General features: G+C 68.5%; 15 protein-coding genes and 1 pseudogene. 7 read left to right on the forward strand and 9 right to left on the reverse strand.

Annotation, left to right across the window (positions count from 1 at the left end):
• Positions 1-1,240, reverse strand: a pseudogene (locus LXM94_RS03470) (DUF3971 domain-containing protein); the annotation flags it as partial.
• 148 nt (positions 1,241-1,388) lie between these two features.
• Here LXM94_RS03470 and LXM94_RS03475 point away from each other — a divergent pair.
• The 5 genes from LXM94_RS03475 (at position 1,389) to LXM94_RS03495 (ending at position 6,209) form a co-directional block, all read left to right on the forward strand.
• Entirely contained in the window at positions 1,389-1,856 is a 468-nt protein-coding gene (locus LXM94_RS03475) for a peroxiredoxin (RefSeq protein ID WP_235769753.1), read from the forward strand.
• 9 nt (positions 1,857-1,865) lie between these two features.
• Positions 1,866-2,708, forward strand: a complete 843-nt coding sequence (locus LXM94_RS03480) for a ferritin-like domain-containing protein (RefSeq protein WP_235769754.1) — start codon at positions 1,866-1,868, stop codon at positions 2,706-2,708.
• 89 nt (positions 2,709-2,797) lie between these two features.
• Positions 2,798-4,093, forward strand: coding sequence for a M23 family metallopeptidase (locus LXM94_RS03485; protein ID WP_235769755.1), 1,296 nt, complete (start codon positions 2,798-2,800; stop codon positions 4,091-4,093).
• 184 nt (positions 4,094-4,277) lie between these two features.
• Entirely contained in the window at positions 4,278-5,789 is a 1,512-nt protein-coding gene (locus tag LXM94_RS03490) for a DEAD/DEAH box helicase (RefSeq protein WP_235769756.1), read from the forward strand.
• 12 nt (positions 5,790-5,801) lie between these two features.
• The gene (locus LXM94_RS03495; RefSeq protein WP_235769757.1) at positions 5,802-6,209 is read left to right on the forward strand and encodes an NUDIX domain-containing protein; all 408 of its coding nucleotides are present in this window, start codon (positions 5,802-5,804) and stop codon (positions 6,207-6,209) included.
• Between the two features lie 15 nt (positions 6,210-6,224).
• Here LXM94_RS03495 and LXM94_RS03500 read toward each other — a convergent pair whose 3' ends face one another.
• From LXM94_RS03500 to LXM94_RS03535, 8 genes are all read right to left on the reverse strand, one after another.
• The gene (locus LXM94_RS03500) at positions 6,225-8,366 is read right to left on the reverse strand and encodes a TonB-dependent receptor domain-containing protein (protein WP_235769758.1); all 2,142 of its coding nucleotides are present in this window, start codon (positions 8,364-8,366) and stop codon (positions 6,225-6,227) included.
• 203 nt (positions 8,367-8,569) lie between these two features.
• Positions 8,570-8,893, reverse strand: coding sequence for a TfoX/Sxy family protein (locus LXM94_RS03505; RefSeq protein WP_235769759.1), 324 nt, complete (start codon positions 8,891-8,893; stop codon positions 8,570-8,572).
• Between the two features lie 4 nt (positions 8,894-8,897).
• Positions 8,898-10,517, reverse strand: a complete 1,620-nt coding sequence (locus LXM94_RS03510) for an NTP transferase domain-containing protein (protein ID WP_235769760.1) — start codon at positions 10,515-10,517, stop codon at positions 8,898-8,900.
• Positions 10,514-11,215 carry an XdhC family protein gene (locus LXM94_RS03515; RefSeq protein ID WP_235769761.1) on the reverse strand — a complete coding sequence of 234 codons (702 nt, stop codon included), beginning with the start codon at positions 11,213-11,215 and terminating at the stop codon, positions 10,514-10,516. The genes LXM94_RS03510 and LXM94_RS03515 overlap by 4 nt, the downstream gene beginning before the upstream one ends.
• Positions 11,215-11,544: an XdhC family protein gene (locus LXM94_RS03520; protein ID WP_235769762.1), complete on the reverse strand. Its 330-nt coding sequence runs from the start codon at positions 11,542-11,544 to the stop codon at positions 11,215-11,217. Before LXM94_RS03520 ends, LXM94_RS03515 begins: the two co-directional genes overlap by 1 nt.
• Before the next feature lie 10 nt (positions 11,545-11,554).
• Positions 11,555-12,805 carry a vWA domain-containing protein gene (locus tag LXM94_RS03525; RefSeq protein ID WP_235769763.1) on the reverse strand — a complete coding sequence of 417 codons (1,251 nt, stop codon included), beginning with the start codon at positions 12,803-12,805 and terminating at the stop codon, positions 11,555-11,557.
• A 3-nt stretch (positions 12,806-12,808) separates the two neighbouring features.
• Positions 12,809-13,681 (reverse strand): AAA family ATPase, encoded by an 873-nt coding sequence (locus LXM94_RS03530; RefSeq protein WP_408015580.1) that lies wholly within the window; start codon positions 13,679-13,681, stop codon positions 12,809-12,811.
• Between the two features lie 76 nt (positions 13,682-13,757).
• Positions 13,758-14,237, reverse strand: coding sequence for a flavin reductase (locus tag LXM94_RS03535; protein ID WP_268965005.1), 480 nt, complete (start codon positions 14,235-14,237; stop codon positions 13,758-13,760).
• A 228-nt stretch (positions 14,238-14,465) separates the two neighbouring features.
• On the opposite strand from LXM94_RS03535, the gene LXM94_RS03540 reads away from it, so the two are divergent.
• Both LXM94_RS03540 and LXM94_RS03545 read left to right on the forward strand, forming a co-directional pair.
• Positions 14,466-15,551: an ABC transporter substrate-binding protein gene (locus LXM94_RS03540; protein WP_235769766.1), complete on the forward strand. Its 1,086-nt coding sequence runs from the start codon at positions 14,466-14,468 to the stop codon at positions 15,549-15,551.
• A partial coding sequence (locus tag LXM94_RS03545; RefSeq protein WP_235769767.1) for a P1 family peptidase occupies positions 15,548-16,465 on the forward strand: 918 nt, incomplete at its 3' end. The genes LXM94_RS03540 and LXM94_RS03545, both read left to right, overlap by 4 nt.

Raw genomic sequence — 16,465 nt, forward strand, 5'->3', positions numbered from 1 at the left:
TCGCCTTCAGGTCGAACCGCACGGATTTCTCCGCGGTATCGATCGGGGCGCTCTCCGCGTCACGGACCAGGAGGTCGATCGCATATCCGGGCTCGCCTGCTCCCGGCATCCGGTCGAGATCGACGATCGCACCGGTCAGCGGAAAGGCCGACTGACCGGCCTTGATGACGGACGGCGCGATCTCCACCGCCTCGCGGTCGAAATCGTAATAGAGGGCGACGCGCGACGGGCCGATGCGGGTCGCATCGCCGCCGAAATAGTACAGGCCGTCCGAAGCCTCCACCGTAACGGCAAGCGCGGGCCTTGCGCCCTGGATGGCGCGTTCGCCCTTCACCTCGGCCCGCGCCACGAGATCCGGCCCCGAATGCCGCTCGCCGCCGGGGGCATATTCCATCAGCAGCGCACCGAGCGCGACGCCCTCGATCGAGGCGTCGAGCCCGGCGATCGCCCGACCGCTGCGGGCCGCCCGGGCGGCGAGCGTTGCCGTTTCGCCGGCGATCGACACGCGCCCGTCGATCGCGATGCCGTCGTCTGCGTCCCGGGTGAATGTCAGGCTCTCCACGACGAGAGGCACCGTGGCGCCGGAGCGAGCGGCGAGCGGAAACGCGAGATCGGCGATCGTCACCGTCTCCAGGCCGCTGCGCGACACCATGGCGTCCACGTCATCCAGCGCCTTGAAAAGACCCTCGAGATGCGCCGGCACCGATCCGACGCGCAATGCCGTGAGGTCGACCGGTTGCCGCTTCGGCAGCAGGGACGGATCGACGGCGACCGTGTTCACCGCGATGCTGGAGGCGACGACGCGGCCGCCGATGAGTGCAAGCGGGTCGAGCGCGATGGCGACGGCGGACGTCGAGGCGAGGCTCCGGCCGCCGGCCGCCGTCACGAAGGAGACGTTTTCGGCCCGCAGCGTGAGCTTGCCGTATTGCGAGAAGCGCAGGACGGTGCGCTCGACGGAGACGGTGTAGTCCGGGCCGACGGCGCGATTCAGCGCCTCGATCGCCCGGCTGTTGAGGGACGCATCGGCCAATCCTCCCTCGATGACGGCAAAGACGAGAAGGCCGAGCATGACGGCCAGCGCGACACATCCGGCAGCGATCCGCCAGCAGACGCCGAAGAAGCCCGGCCCGTCCGTCGCATGCAGCACGATCGGCTCGTAGGCCTGCGCCGACGGCAATTCATGCATGCAGACGATGTCCCGCCTGCGGAACACCACCTTCTCGCCCCGGATCTCGCTCATTCCGCCCTTGGGCTCCCTTGCGCGCCGCCGCCTCGCTTCGACAATCGTTCCTCCATGCCATGGTCCGGTCTGGACGCGGCATCGTAAGTCATTATATCGGGAATTTCCCTCCCGTGCCCCACAATCCGGGCCAAAGAAAGGAAATGTCATGGCGGAATTGTCGCCCGGCGCGCTTGCGCCAGGCTTCTCGCTGCAGCGCGACGGCGGAACGACGGTCGAGCTCGTCGCGCTGCGCGGCAGGGTCGTCGTGCTCTATTTCTATCCGAAGGACGACACGAAGGCCTGCACGGAGGAGGCGATCGACTTCTCGCGCCTCATGCCGGCGTTCCGGGCGGCGGATGCCGAAGTCTTCGGCGTCTCTGCCGATCCGGTGAAGAAACACGACAAATTCGTGGCGAAACACGGGCTTGGCGTGCCGTTGCTTTCTGACGAGACGCTGGACATGCTGCAGGCCTACGGGGTCTGGGTGGAAAAGCGCATGTATGGCCGCGCCTATATGGGTATCGAGCGCACGACGGTCCTGATCGGCCGCGACGGGCGGATTGCCCGCATCTGGCCGAAGGTGAAGGTCGCGGGCCATGCCGAAGAGGTTCTCGCCGCCGCAAGGAGCCTGTAGGATCGCCGCATGCAGGAGACTGACCCGCCGGACCTCCCCCGAATCGAAAGCCTGCGCGGCGGCGCCACGATGGCGATCGCCGCCGCCGACCTCGACATGAAGACGGCGCTGGCGCAGGAGACCGCCGGGCGCTGGTTCGCCCGCCGGCTCTCGCTGCGCTCGCCGCGCGATCCGATGCTGCCGGACCGTCCCGGCCGGCCGGAAAAACCGGACCTCATCCCGCCGAAGCATATGGAGAAGCGGTCGCTGCACACGCTGAAGGGCCGCATCGCGCTGCTCCATGCGCTCGCCCATATCGAGCTCAACGCCGTCGACCTCGCGCTCGACATCGTCGCGCGGTTCGCAAACCAGCCCGTGCCGCATTCCTTCTTCGACGGCTGGATGCAGGTCGCCTACGAGGAGGCGAAGCACTTTCGCATGGTCCGGCAGCGGCTGCGCGATCTCGGCGCCGAATACGGCGACCTCCCGGCACATGACGGTCTCTGGCAGGCGGCGCACGACACGCGCAACGACCTGACGGCGCGGCTTGCCGTCGTGCCGCTGATCCTGGAGGCGCGCGGGCTCGACGTGACGCCGACCCTGCAGATGAAGATGCGCGAGACCGGCGACATGGAAAGCGCCGAGGTGCTCGACGTCATCTACAACGACGAGAAGGGGCATGTGGCGGTCGGCGCCAAATGGTTCCGCTTCCTTTGCGCGCGCGAACGGAAAGACCCGTCGGCAACGTTCAAGGCGCTTGTCAGGGCGAATTTCCGGGGACCGCTGAAGGCGCCGTTCAACGATGTGGCGCGCGCCGAAGCGGGCCTGACGCCCTCCTTCTACCGTGCGCTCGTCTCGGTCAGCCAGAGCTGAACCGGCACTCAACTCAAGGCTTTGTTAACCTTAACAGTGTGTAATCCCCGCCAGAGATCGCGTGGAATCACGGGTGTTGGGGGTAGCGAGTGGCGGAGCGTCCGGAAAACCGAGTTTTCGGCAAGCGCGAGCAGCAGCATGTCCTGATTCTCGCAAGCGGCGACCGGGTGCGGCACATGACGGTGCGCCCCTGGATGGCCGCAGCCGGGGCCTCCCTTATCGGCCTTTTCGCAGTCGGCTACCTCGCCGCAACCTCCTATCTCGTGCTGCGCGACGACCTGATCGGCGCGACCATGGCGCGCCAGGCCCGCATGCAGCACGAATACGAGGACCGCATCTCGGCGCTGCGTGCCCAGGTCGACCGCGTCACCAGCCGGCAGTTGCTCGACCAGCAGGTCGTCGAGGAAAAGGTTGAGAAACTGCTGCGCCGCCAGATGGCGCTCAGCGAACGCAACGGCAAGCTCGATTCGCTGATCAACCGCGCTTCGGATGCCGGCGTCGCGGATCCCGACGGCATCCCCGTTCCGGAGGAAAATCCCCTCGCCTATCAGCGCCGCGCCCAGGCGAGCGACGCGCTAAAGGCGATCGACCGCGTCACCACGCCCAACAGCGCGCGCCTCGGGGCGGACGAGGCGTTGCCGGCGCCGAGCGGCTATGCGGCGATCGGCGAATCGGTCGCCGATCGCGCCGACCGCATGTTCTCGAAGGTCACGCTGTCGCTGAAGACGATCGAACGCGACCAGATCGACCGCATCCAGTCGCTGACGAGCGGCGCCTCCCAGACGGCCGACGCCATCCAGACGATCCTGCGCGGCACGGGTTTCGACGTGGCGCAAGGCGGCAGCGACGCGCTGGCGATCGGCGGCCCCTATGTCGATCCCCTGCCGAGCGACGCCTTCGAGGAATCGCTCGGCGATCTCGACACGGCGCTCGAGCGGCTCGACACGGTGCGCCGCGCCGCCCGGAAGATTCCCTTCGGCAATCCCTCGCCGGGCGCCGACATCACCAGCCGCTTCGGCAACCGGAAGGATCCGTTTCTCGGCCGCCTGGCACTGCATGCCGGCATCGACTTCCGCGCCCGCACCGGCACGGAAATCCACGCTTCGGGCAACGGCATCGTGACGACCGCCGGGCGCAACGGCGGCTACGGCAACATGGTGGAGATCGACCACGGCAACGGCCTGACGACCCGCTACGCGCATCTCTCCAGGGTTTCGGTGAATGTCGGCGACGCGATCGCGGCGGGAGACCGCGTCGGCCTCTCCGGCACGACCGGCCGCTCGACCGGGCCCCACCTGCATTACGAGGTGCGCCGCGACGGGCGGGCGGTCGATCCGATGCGTTTCCTGACGGCCGGCATGAAGCTCACCTCGTTCATGGAATGAGGCGCGCGCCGCCCGTTGCAGCCGCCCCGCCACGCGAATCGCCTTCGCTTTGCTTGCGAAACGGCGCGTGCGCCGCATTTCCTTGACTTTCCGGCGCTTTCAGCCTATGTGCGGCTCCATCCTGCTCCCGATGCGGAGCACTCATCTTGCGCATGCGCAAACGCGAACGGAAACAGATTTCCCTTTGACCACTTTTTCAGATCTTGGCCTGAGCCAAAAAGTTCTTTCCGCCGTCACGGACGCGGGCTACACGATCCCCACTCCGATCCAGGCGGGTGCCATCCCGCCGGCCCTGCAGCGACGCGACATTCTCGGCATCGCGCAGACGGGCACGGGAAAGACCGCGTCCTTCGTCCTGCCGATGCTGACGCTGCTTGAAAAGGGCCGGGCCCGGGCGCGCATGCCGCGCACGCTGATCCTCGAACCGACGCGCGAACTCGCGGCGCAGGTTGCCGAGAACTTCGAGAAATACGGCAAGAACCACAAGCTCAACATCGCGCTGCTGATCGGCGGCGTGTCGTTCGACGAACAGGACCGCAAGCTCGAACGCGGTGCCGACGTGCTGATCGCCACGCCCGGCCGGCTGCTCGACCACTGCGAACGCGGCAAGCTGCTGATGTCCGGCGTCGAGATCCTCGTCATCGACGAGGCCGACCGCATGCTCGACATGGGATTCATCCCGGATATCGAGCGAATCGCCAAGCTCATCCCCTTCACGCGCCAGACGCTCTTCTTCTCGGCAACCATGCCGCCGGAGATCCAGAAGCTCGCCGACCGCTTCCTGCAGAACCCGGAACGTCTCGAAGTGTCGGTCCGCTCCTCGACCGCCACCACCGTGACGCAGCGCTTCGTCGCCACCCACGGCAAGGATTACGAGAAGCGCCAGACGCTGCGCGATCTCATCAAGGCGCAGGAAGAACTCAAGAACGCGATCATCTTCTGCAACCGCAAGAAGGACGTCGCCGATCTCTTCCGCTCGCTCGACCGCCACGGCTTCTCCGTCGGCGCGCTGCACGGCGACATGGACCAGCGCTCGCGCATGGCGATGCTGGCGAATTTCAAGGACGGCAACATCAAACTGCTCGTCGCGTCCGACGTCGCGGCGCGTGGCCTCGACATTCCCGACGTCAGCCACGTCTTCAATTTCGACGTGCCGATCCATGCGGAGGACTATGTCCACCGCATCGGCCGCACGGGCCGCGCCGGCCGTTCCGGGGCAGCCTTCACCCTCGTCACCAAGCGTGACACCAAGTTCTCCGATGCGATCGAAAAGCTGATCGACAAGAAGGTCGAATGGCTGGATGGCGATCTCGACAGCCTGCCGCCCGCCGCCGAGAGCGAGGAGCGCGAGCGTCCCCGCAAGGGCCGCGGACGCGAGCGCGACAAGGATCGGGATCGCGACCGGGAACGGGACAGGGATCGTCCGGCGGCCAGTCACAAGACTGACACCCGCAGGGACGATACTCAGGGCAATGCAAAGGGGCCGGACATGGGGAACGAAGCTGTGAAAGCGGACCGCCAGAGCGAGAACAGACAGAACCAGCCGGTGCGCAACCAGCGTCCGGCGAACGACGATGTCCGCGACCGCCGCAACAACAACAACCGGCGCTACCGCCGCGACGACGACGACGGCCCGACGCCGGTCGGCTTCGGCGACGACATTCCGGCCTTCATGCTGATTGCCGGCAAGGCCTGATTCCGCCGCGCCATGTCCCTGCCCGGTCTTGATTTTCCCGGCGTCGGCTGCGGCGTTGCGATCCTGCGCGAGGAGACGTTGCTGCTCTACCGGCGTGCCCGCCCGCCCGAGGCCGGTCACTGGAGCATCGTCGGCGGCAAGGTCGACCATATGGAGCGTGCGGCCGACGCGGCGCGCCGCGAGGCCGAAGAGGAATCGGGCCTCGTCCTCGGCTCCCTCGACTTCCTCTGCATTTCCGAACAGCTGGTCGACGGGCAGCACTGGCTGTCGATGATCTACCGGGCGCTGGATGCCGCCGGCGAGCCGCGTGTCATGGAGCCGGAGACGTTGCCGGAATACGGCTGGTTCCCGCTCGATGCGCTGCCGCAGCCGCTCTCCCGCTTCGCCGCCGATGCCGTGAAGGCGCTGCGCGGCGCTTGATTCCGCCGTCTTTTCTCAGAACCGCGCCGTCGCGCCGACGATGATCGTGCGGCCGCGGCCGTTGTCGATGCCGGAGTAGTTGTCGGCAAAGCCCGATGTCGCGCGCATATAGCTGCGGTCGAACAGGTTCTCGACATTGACGAACAGCTTGGCCGTCTCGTTGATCTTCCACGTCGCATAGGCGTCGAACAGCGTGTAGCTGCCGAGATGATAGGCGTCCGTCTCGCCGTTGAAGAGCTGCGTGCTCTTGCCGACATAGCGCACCCGACCGCCGATGGTCAGCGCCTCGTCGAAGGCGCGGAAGCCGGCATCGACCGTGAAAAAGTCGTCCGGCAGCGTGCCCACATCCGAAACGCCGCCGGTGAGCTCGTTGTGCGGCTGGTCGGTATCGGCGATCGTCAGCGAGAAGTTGGCATAGTAGCGCCCGGCGTCATAGCCGCCCTCCACCTCGACGCCCTGCATGACCGTCGTGCCCTCGGTGTTGACCCACCGCGCCTCGCCGTCCGTGTCGATGTCGTAGGTGATGTAATTTTCGATCCTGTTGTGGAAATAGCCGACCTTCAGCCAGGCGCTGTCGCCGCTCTGCAGGAGGTCCTGCCCGGTCAGGTTGATGCCGATGTCCCAGCCACGGCTCTGCTCGGGCACGAGATTGAGGTTGTTGTTGATCGGGTCGCTGGTACCGTCGAAATTGTGGCCGCCCGGATAGAACATTTCCGAGGCGGTCGGCGGGCGCGTCGTGTGTGCATAGGTGACATAGGGCTGCAGCCAGTCGAAGGGCCGCGCCGCGACGGTCACCTTCGGGCTCCAGTCGCCGCCGGAGCGCTCGACATGCTCGCCCGGGCACGGCGAGCCGCCGGCCGGGCAGCCGTCGGTCCCCGCCGCCGTGATGCCGCTGATGCCCTCCAGCGACCAGCCGTCGTAGCGCAGGCCACCGGTGACGTCGAAGATGCCGCGGCTGATCGTCGCCTCGCCGAAGACGCCCGACTTGACGAGCGTTCCGTCCGGGTTCGCGCCGGCGTCCTCGTTGCCGTCATAGTCGTCGTGGCTGTAGGCGCCGCCGTAGAAGAGCGTCAGCTCGGTATCGTCGGCGAGATCGAAGCGCATGCGGTTCGAGACGTCGAAGCCGGTCGTCGTGTTGCGCCCCTCGCGGCCGTCGAACTCGCTGACATTGCCGTTCGTGCCGTCGAAGGCGATGTCGGTGATGTTGAGATAGGCGTTGGCCTTGAGGTCGATAAGGTCGCTGCCGGGCTGGTAGGCGTATTTCGCCGTGTAGGTCTGGTTCTCGACGAGCCAGTTGTAGCCGGAACTGCCGGGCAGAAACTCGTTGTCGTACCAGATGCCGCCGAGCGTCAGGTCGTGGTCGGCGTTCGGCGCGAGGTTCACCTTGAAAAGCCCCGACTTCGGATGCTGGTCGCCGCCGTAGGGGTAGATTTCGCCGTTGCCGTTCTCGTAGGCGCTCTTCTTCGTGTCGCTGATCGCACCGACGGCGCTGATCTCGCCCTCGCCGCCATAGTCGTGGCGAAGACCGCCTGCGAACAGCCGCGAGAAGTCGAAACCGTTCGATCCGGCCCTGAGCGTCGTCATCATGCCGTAGTCGTGGCCGGGCAGCAGCACGTCGTCCACTTCGAGCGTGCGGAAGTTCGCCGCGCCGGCAAGCGTGCCCATGCCCTCGGCGCCGGACACCGCGCCGCGCGCGACATCGACGCCGACCAGCATGTTCTCTTCCACATAGAGCATGTTGTCGAAGGTGCCGCCGTGGCCGGACAGGTTGCGGAAGGTCTGCGGCACGCCGTCGATCATGCTGTTGACGCGGCCCATGCCCTGCAGTCCGCGGATATTGACGACGACGCCCGGCTGATCGCCCGCCTCGCGCGTGAAGGTACCGGGCGTCGCGCGGACCACGTTGTTGATATTGCCGGCATAGCGGTCCTGCACCGCCTCGGCATCCGCCGAGGAGACGGCGGCAGGCGTGTCCGCGACGCCGTCGTCGCCGCGCTCGCCGTCGACGGTGATCTGCTCGAGCGTCGTCGCATCGACAGCCGTATCCGTCGTCGCGGCCGGCATGTCCTGCGCAGCGGCGGGAGAGATGAAGGAAGAAGCGAGCGAAAGCGCCGTGCCTGCGAAAAGCACGGAGAAACGACGTGAACTGCTGCGCACCTTGGACCCCACTCTGACGCATGCGGCACGACCGGGAATCGCCCCGTCGCGACCGATCAACCCCCGATGGCCGCAATCGGTCCCGCAGCCGGGAATGCCTCCATCGTCCTGTTGCTATGGAACAAGTTGACCAACAAAGTCAAGTTTACGGATCCGGACTTCCCGTCCGGCAGAGGTCCCTGTCCCGCCGTTCCGGGGCCGGCTCAGGACCGGGTGCGCAACGCCGCGTCGAAGGCGCGGCGGACCCATTCCGCCATGACATCCGGATCGTCGTGCGCATCGTCCGGAATGCTCCAGTAGGGCATCTTGACAGGCCGCCCCGATTTCTTGCCCGCATAGGCCCACTGCCGGCAGCCGGCGGCCTCGAAGGCCGGGGCGCTTTCCGCGTCCGCCTTCAGCAGGATTTCGTCGTCCACCTCGAGCGCAACGATGAGGCCCTCACGGTAGATGCCCTTGCCGCCGAACATGCGCCTGATCGTCACCGGCCCAAGGGCCTCGAACATCTCCTCGATCGCGTCGTTGTCCACGTCCCTACTCCCGCAATACTCCGCCGGCAGCGACCACCGCCTCCGGCGTATCCACGTCGATATGCGCGCCGGCGCCGATCTCCACGTCGACCACGTCGAGGCCGGACGTCTCGATGATGTGACGGGCGCCGACGTCGCCCTCCAGCCGGTCGACCGCGGCGAAGGTCGCGCGCGGCAGGATCACCGGATTGCCGCGCTTGCCGCCCGACACGGCGCGCACCACCGCGTGGCCGCCTGCCGCCCGGAAGGCGGCGGTCATCCGCTGCAGGTCGCCGGCCGAAACGTTCGGCATGTCGGCGAGCATGACGAGCACGCCGTCACAGTCACGGCCGGCGGCCGCCAGCCCGACCTTCAGCGACGATGCCATGCCGAGGGCATGGTCCGGATTGCGGGCGATCGCAGCGTCGAGCCCGGCAAGCCGCGCCTCCAGTTCGTCGGCCCGGTGGCCCGTCACCACCACGACGCGCCCGCAACGCGCACCAAGCGCGGTCTCGACCGAGCGGCGGACGAGCGGCACGCCGTCGAATTCCGCAAGCAGCTTGTGGTGCCCGTCCGGGCCCATGCGGCGCGCCCTGCCGGCCGCCAGCACGACGATCGCCACCGCCGCGGCGCGAGCCGGCCGCTCCTCCTGCGCGCGTGGCCGCGGACGCGACGGGATTTCGGCGAGCAGGCCGCCGACGCCCATGCCGGTCAGTTCCATCCGGCCCGGCCGCTCGTCGGCGAGGATGCGCGCGAGCACCCAGTCGAACCCGTTCTCCCGCGGGCTGCGGGCGCAGCCGGGGGCGCCGAGCACCGGCACCGCGCCGATCCGCCCCAGAACGAGCAGGTTTCCCGGATCGACGGGCATGCCGACATGCTCAACGGTGCCACCGGCCGCCTCGATCGCGGCCGGGATGACGTCCCTCGCATCGGCGACGGCCGAGGCGCCGAAGACCACCACGAGGTCATTGCCGTCCACCGCGGCCGCAAGCGCGCCGGCGAGATCGCCGGTGCGGTGGGCAACACGGCTTTCCCCGCTCAGCACGCTGCCGGAGGGCGACAGCCGCTGCTCCAGGAGGCGCCGGGTCTTGTCCATCACGGACACCTTGAGCGACGGCAGCGTGGTCGCGACCAGCGCCACCCGGCGCGCCCGGAACGGCTTGAGCGCAAGCGGGCGTGCCTCAGCGAACACCGCAGCGGCACGCGCCACCGCCGCACCGGCGACGGCGAGCGGAATGATCTTGATCGTCGCCACCATGTCGCCCGCCGAAACGGCGCTGTGGTCGGGCAAGGTGGCGATCGTGATCGCCGGATCGATGCGGTTGAAGCGGTCGATGACGTCGCGTTCCGCGACGAAGAGGCCGTTGACGGTCGCATGCAGATTGATGCGGCCCGTCGCGGCCGGCGTGAAGCGCAGGTGGGCGGGATCGATTTCGGCCGCGATGCGCCGGGCCGCCTCGTCCTCGTCGACGTCGCCTGCGTCGAGCCGGACGGCGACGACGCTCGCAACGCCCGCAGCGACCAGTCGCGCGCAGTCCGCCTCGCTCAGCCGATGTCCCTTCGACAACGACAGGCCGTCTGCCCGCACGCCGTGGGCAAGGATCGCGCCCACCGCCGCGCCGGCCAAAACGTCACCGTAGATCATGCGGCGCCCGCCTTTCCGATGTTTCGCCGCCGGAGCGCCTGGATGATGTCGGCGAGGATCGCGACGGCGATCTCCGGCGGATTGGCGGCGCCGATGTCGAGGCCGATCGGGGCGGAGATTCGCTGCAGGTCCCCGGGCGTCAGGCCGGCCCCCGTCAGGCGCTCGATGCGCCGCGCGTGGGTCTTGCGGCTGCCGAGCGCGCCGACGTAGAAACAGCCCGCGCGAAGTGCCGCAACGATCGGAAAGTCGTCGATCTTCGGATCGTGGGTCACCGCGACCAGGGCGGTATAGGCGTCGAGCGGACGGTCCTTCAGCACATCCTCCGGCCAGTCGGCCACGAGGTCGGCACCGGCGAACCGCTCCTCCGTCGCGAAGGCGGTGCGCGGATCGACGATCGTCAGGTCGAAGCCGGCGGCACCGGCCATCGCGGCCAGCGCCTGGCTGATATGCACCGCGCCGATCACCACGATGCGGGCCGGCGGAAGATAGACGTTGAGGAACAGCGCGCGGCCGTCGATCTCGACGAGAGCGGATTTGCCGGAGCGGAAAGCGGCCCGTGCCGCCTCTCCCAGCGCATCGTCCCCCGCGTCGTTTTCGCCCATCAGGCGACTGTCGCCGTCCGCCGTGTCGGTGACGAGCAGCGCCGCGCGCCGGGCGCGGCGTTCCGCATTGAGCACCTTGAGGATATCAGCGTCCATCAGCCGAGCCGCTCCACGAAGACGCGGATCCGCCCGCCGCAGGAAAGCCCGACCCGCCAGGCGGTCTCGTCGGCGACGCCGAATTCCAGCATGCGGGGCCTCTTCGTCTCGAGGACGTCCATCGCCTCGGTGATGACCGCGCCCTCGACGCAGCCGCCGGAGACGGATCCGTGGAAATTGCCGTCCGCGTCGATCACCAGATGGCTGCCGACCGGCCGTGGCGCCGAACCCCAGGTCTCGACAACGGTCGCGACCGCCACGGCGCGGCCCTCGCCGGCCCAGCGCTCTGCGACGGCGAGCGGATCGAGCGTATCGCCCAGATGTTCCATGTGATGCTCCTCACGATGCCGGCTCCAGGAAACGCCGCGGATCGGCCACCTTGCCGCCCTCGCCCGAAAGCGCGGCGACGAGATCGGCCATGGCTTCTAGATTGTGTACCGCACGCAGTTCGTCAACATGCGGCAGCATGGCGCGCACGCCGCGGGCGCGGGCCTCGAACCCCTCGAAGCGCAGCAGCGGGTTCAGCCAGACGAGCCGCCGGCAGGAGCGGTGCAGCCGGCCCATCTCGGCCGACAGGAGCGCGATGTCCTCCCGCTCCAGCCCGTCGGTGATGAGAAGCACGACGGCGCCCTGGCCGAGAACCCGGCGCGACCAGAGGCGGTTGAATTCCTTCAAAGTCTCGCCGATCCGCGTGCCGCCCGACCAGTCGGCCACGGCGCGCGAACAGTCGTCCACCGCCTGGTCGGGATCGCGGCTGCGCATCTGGCGCGTGACGTTGCTGAGCCGCGTGCCGAAGAGGAAGGTATGAACGCGCCGGCGACTGTCGGTCAGCGCGTGCAGGAAATGCAGGAAGATGCGCGTGTACTGGCTCATCGACCCGGAAATATCCGCAAGCACCACCAGCGGCGGATGCACGCGGCGCGGCGCGCGGTAGCGCGGCAGGATCAGGGTGCCGCCGCTGCGCATCGCGTGGCGGATCGTCGCCCGCGCGTCGACCGTCACCTTGCGGCTCGTCGGGCGATAGCGGCGCGTGCGCACCGCGTCGTCCGGGAGCACGAGGCGCGCGATGGCGCGCTTCGCCTCGGCGAGTTCGGCGGCCGTCATCTGGGCGAAATCGGTGCGGCGCAGGATTTCGCTGACCGAGGCGGTGAAGCGGGCGTCGATCTCGATCTCCGGCTCGGCGCGCTCACGCGTGCGCTCCTGCTGGCCGCCGAACAGCGCATCCGATACCCGCGTCTCGCCGGCCTTGCGCGCTTCACGCTCCTCGTCGCGGGCAAGCACCGGCGACATCATGGCGATCATCTTTTCCACGAGATTGCGGGAGCGCCAGAACAGCCGGAACGCCTCGTCGAAGACCGCCTGGTCCTCATGCCGCTTGACGAAGGTGCAGTGCAGCGCCGCATAGAACTCGTCGCGCTCGCCGATGCCGATCGCCTCCACCGCCTCGATGGCGTCCGCCACCGCCGCCGGGCCGATCCTCAGGCCCGCCTTGCGCAGCGCGCGGGCGAAATGCACGATGTTGTCGGCGAGGCGCCCGTCGCCGGCTGCCGCAGGCGGCATGACGAGACCGTCGCCCGGTGCCGGCTCCATCGCCTAGACCGCCGCCCGCAGATCGGCCTTCACGTCGTCCAGCAGCTTCCGGCCCTCGCCGCCGTCGATGCGCGCGATGTCGTCCTGGTACTTGAGCAGCGTGCCGAGCGTGTCGGACACGGTCTCCGGATCGAGCGCCAGGCGGTCGAGCTCGGTCAGCGCCGTCGCCCAGTCGATCGTCTCGGCGACGCCGGGATTCTTGAAGAGGTCGAGCGTCCTCAGCCTCTGCACATAGGCGACGACCTGGCGCGACAGCGTCTCGTTGCAGCCCGGAACCTTGCGGCGGATGATTTCCAGTTCCTGCCCGGCCTTCGGATAGTCGACCCAGTGATAGAGGCAGCGGCGCTTCAGCGCGTCGTGCACCTCGCGCGTGCGGTTCGTCGTGATGATGACGATCGGCGGCTCGGCGGCCTTGATCGTGCCGAGTTCGGGAACGGTCACCTGGTAGTCGGACAGCACCTCGAGCAGGAAGGCCTCGAAGGCCTCGTCGGTGCGGTCCAGCTCGTCGATCAGGAAGACCGGCGCGCCGCCTTCGGAGGAAAGCGCCTGCAGCACCGGCCGGCGGATCAGGTAGCGGTCGGAGAAGATGTCCGCCTCGATGCGGTCGCGATCTGTCAGGCCGGCGGCCTCGGAGAGGCGGATCTCCAGCATCTGCGCCGGATAGTTCCACTCGTAGACGGCGGAGGCGACGTCGAGCCCCTCGTAGCACTGGAGCCGGATAAGCCTGCGGCCGAGGGCGGCGGCAAGCACCTTGGCGATCTCGGTCTTGCCGACGCCCGCCTCGCCTTCGAGGAAGAGCGGCCGCTTCATCTTCAGGGCGAGGAAGAGCACGGTGGCGAGCGAACGGCCGGCGAGATAGTCGCGGCCGGCGAGCATTTCAAGCGTTTCGTCGATCGAACGCGGCAGCGTTCCGGTCTGGTAGGCCAAGGGGTTCCTCCATCGGGGAGAGACCTTATAGCGTGCGGTAGGCCCGGTCCATATAGACGAGCGCGGGATTTTCGGGGCCGAAGGTCACGGCGCGGACCTCGCCGAACAGGATCATGTGCGTCGCCATGACCTTGACCTCGACCAGCGCGCAATCGAACACCGCGAGGGCATCCGTCAGCACCGGCGCGCCGGTCACCAGTTCGCCCCAGGAGCCGAGCGCGAAACGCTCGTCGACCGTCAGCGGTTCGCGGCCGGAAAAGGCGTCCGCGAGATGCGCCTGGTGGGCGCCGAGCGTGTTCAGCGCGAAACGGCCGCTGCGGGTGAAGACGTCGTTTTTCGGGTTGGACGCGTTGAGGCAGGCAAGCACGATCGCCGGACTGTCGGAGACCGAGCAGGCGGCGGTGATCGTCACGCCGCGGCGCTCGCCCTGATGCGCCGTCGTCACGATCTGCACATGGCCGGCATAACGCGCCATGGCATCGCGATAAAGCGGCGGGTCCAGCATGAGTTTGTCCAACACGGCGATCTCCCTCGATCAGAAGTGATAAATGGAAGAAATGAAGAAAATTGTAAGCCCCATGGCCGGCATTTTATCGGCTTGGAAGACGAAAGCGGCGTCCGGAGCGTCAGGGAGCCGTTGCATGGCGACAGGGCGGCATGCTTTTCGCTTGGAGCGCCACGGCTCTGCCCTTAGGGTGCGACCCATTGAACGAAGATCGTCCGCGAGGATTTCATGCGTCTCGACAGAATGCGCAGCGCCGCCGTCCTGCTTGCCCTCGCCGCCGGTCCGGCGGCGGCGGCGGGCGCCGTCGCGGTGGTCGCCCCGACCGAAGGCCCGCTTGCGATTCTCGGCCGGCAGGTGGTGGACGGTGCGCGCTTTGCCGCGCGTGCCGCCGGCAGCGACGTGACCGTCGTCGAGGAAAGCTGCGAGGAGAACGGCGGCGCCGGCGTCGCCAGGACGATCCTTGCGGCCGAAGCGGTCGCGGCGATCGGTTTCCTGTGCACCGAGAGCCTGCAGCAGGCGCTGCCGGCGCTCGCGGAGGCGGGCATCCCGGCCATCACCCTTTCGGTGCGCTCCGGCATCCTGATGGAGGATGCGCTGAAGAAGGGCTGGCCGTTCTTCCGCCTGGCGCCCGCACCGGCCGCCGAGGCGGACAAGGCCGTCGAGATCATTCTGCGCGACTGGCGCGCCGAACCCTTCGCACTCATCGACGACGGCACGATCCACGCGCGCGAACTCGTCGAGGCGATCCGCCTGAAGCTCGAGGAAACCGGCATGAAGGCGGTCTTCGTCGATACGTTCCGGCCGGCGCAGGAACAGCAGATCGCGCTCGTGCGCCGCCTTGCCGGCACCGGCGCGACACGCGTCTTCGTCGGCGGTGATCGCACCGATACCGCGATCATCGCGCGCGACGCGGCAGCGGAGGGGCGGCCGCTGCAGCTCCTCGGCGGCGAGGCCCTGATGGCGGCGGACCAGCGCGTCGCCATGCCGGACGGCGTGCTCGCGATCACCCTGCCGCCCTATGAAGACCTGCCGGAGGGCCGCGAAGTGGCGGCGCGCATGGCGGAGACCGGGCTCGTCGCCGAAGGATACGTGCTGCCCGCCCATGCGGCCTGGACGGTCGCGGCGAAGGCCGCGGAGGTCGCCACGGTGGAAAACCGGCCGGCCGCGGCGGCGCTGCTGGAGGGCACGTTTCCGACGGTCATCGGCACGGTCGGCTTCGGGGCCGGCCATGAGCTGCGGCAAAATCCCTATCGCCTTCTCGAATGGCGCCAGGGCGCGTTCCGCCCGGCGGCCGGCGAGAGCCAAGGCCAGTGATGCGGCCCGGCCCCGCGAACCGTCTGACCGACGTCGGCGGACTTCTGGTCGGCAACGCGGACGATAGCCGGCTAAAGTCCGGTGTGACGGTCGTTGTCTGCGAGGAACCCGCCGTGGCCGCCGTCGCGGTCATGGGCGGCGCGCCCGGCACGCGGGAGACCGACCTGCTCGCGCCGCACAACACGGTGGAGCGCGTCGACGCGATCGTGCTGTCGGGCGGCTCGGCCTTCGGGCTCGATGCGGCGTCCGGCGTGCAGGCGGCCCTGCGCGAGATGGGGCGCGGCTTCGCCGTCGGCGGCCTGCGGGTACCGATCGTGCCGGCGGCGATCCTCTTCGACCTCGCGAATGGCGGCGACAAGGACTGGGGGCGCTATCCGCCCTATCGCGAGATCGGCCACCGGGCAGTGCTTGCGGCCGGCAGATCCTTCACGACCGGCACGGCCGGCGCCGGCGCCGGCGCGCTGACGGCAACGTTCAAGGGCGGCCTCGGCTCGGCCTCGGCGGTCCTGCCGAACGGCGTGACCGTCGCCGCACTCGTTGCCGTCAACGCGCTCGGCTCGGCGACGATCGGCACGACGCGGCACTTCTGGGCGGCCCCCTTCGAGGAGCACGGCGAATTCGGCGGTCTCGGCCTGCCGCATCCGCTGCCCGCCGACGCGCGCGTCCTCCGCACGAAGCTCGGCACCGTGGCGGCGGAGAACACGACGATCGCGGTGATCGCGACCGATGCGGTGCTCGGCAAGGCGGAGGCGCGGCGGCTCGCCATCTCGGCACATGACGGTTTTGCCCGCGCGCTCTGGCCGGCCCATACCGCGCTCGACGGCGACCTCGTCTTTGCGCTTGCAACGGGGGCGAGCGGTGTGAAGCCGGAACTCGGCGATTTCATCGCGCTCGGCGCCGCGGCGGCCGCGACG

The sequence above is a fragment of the Rhizobium alarense genome (genome assembly GCF_021555155.1).
GTDB classification, from domain to species: Bacteria; Pseudomonadota; Alphaproteobacteria; order Rhizobiales; family Rhizobiaceae; genus Rhizobium_D; species Rhizobium_D alarense.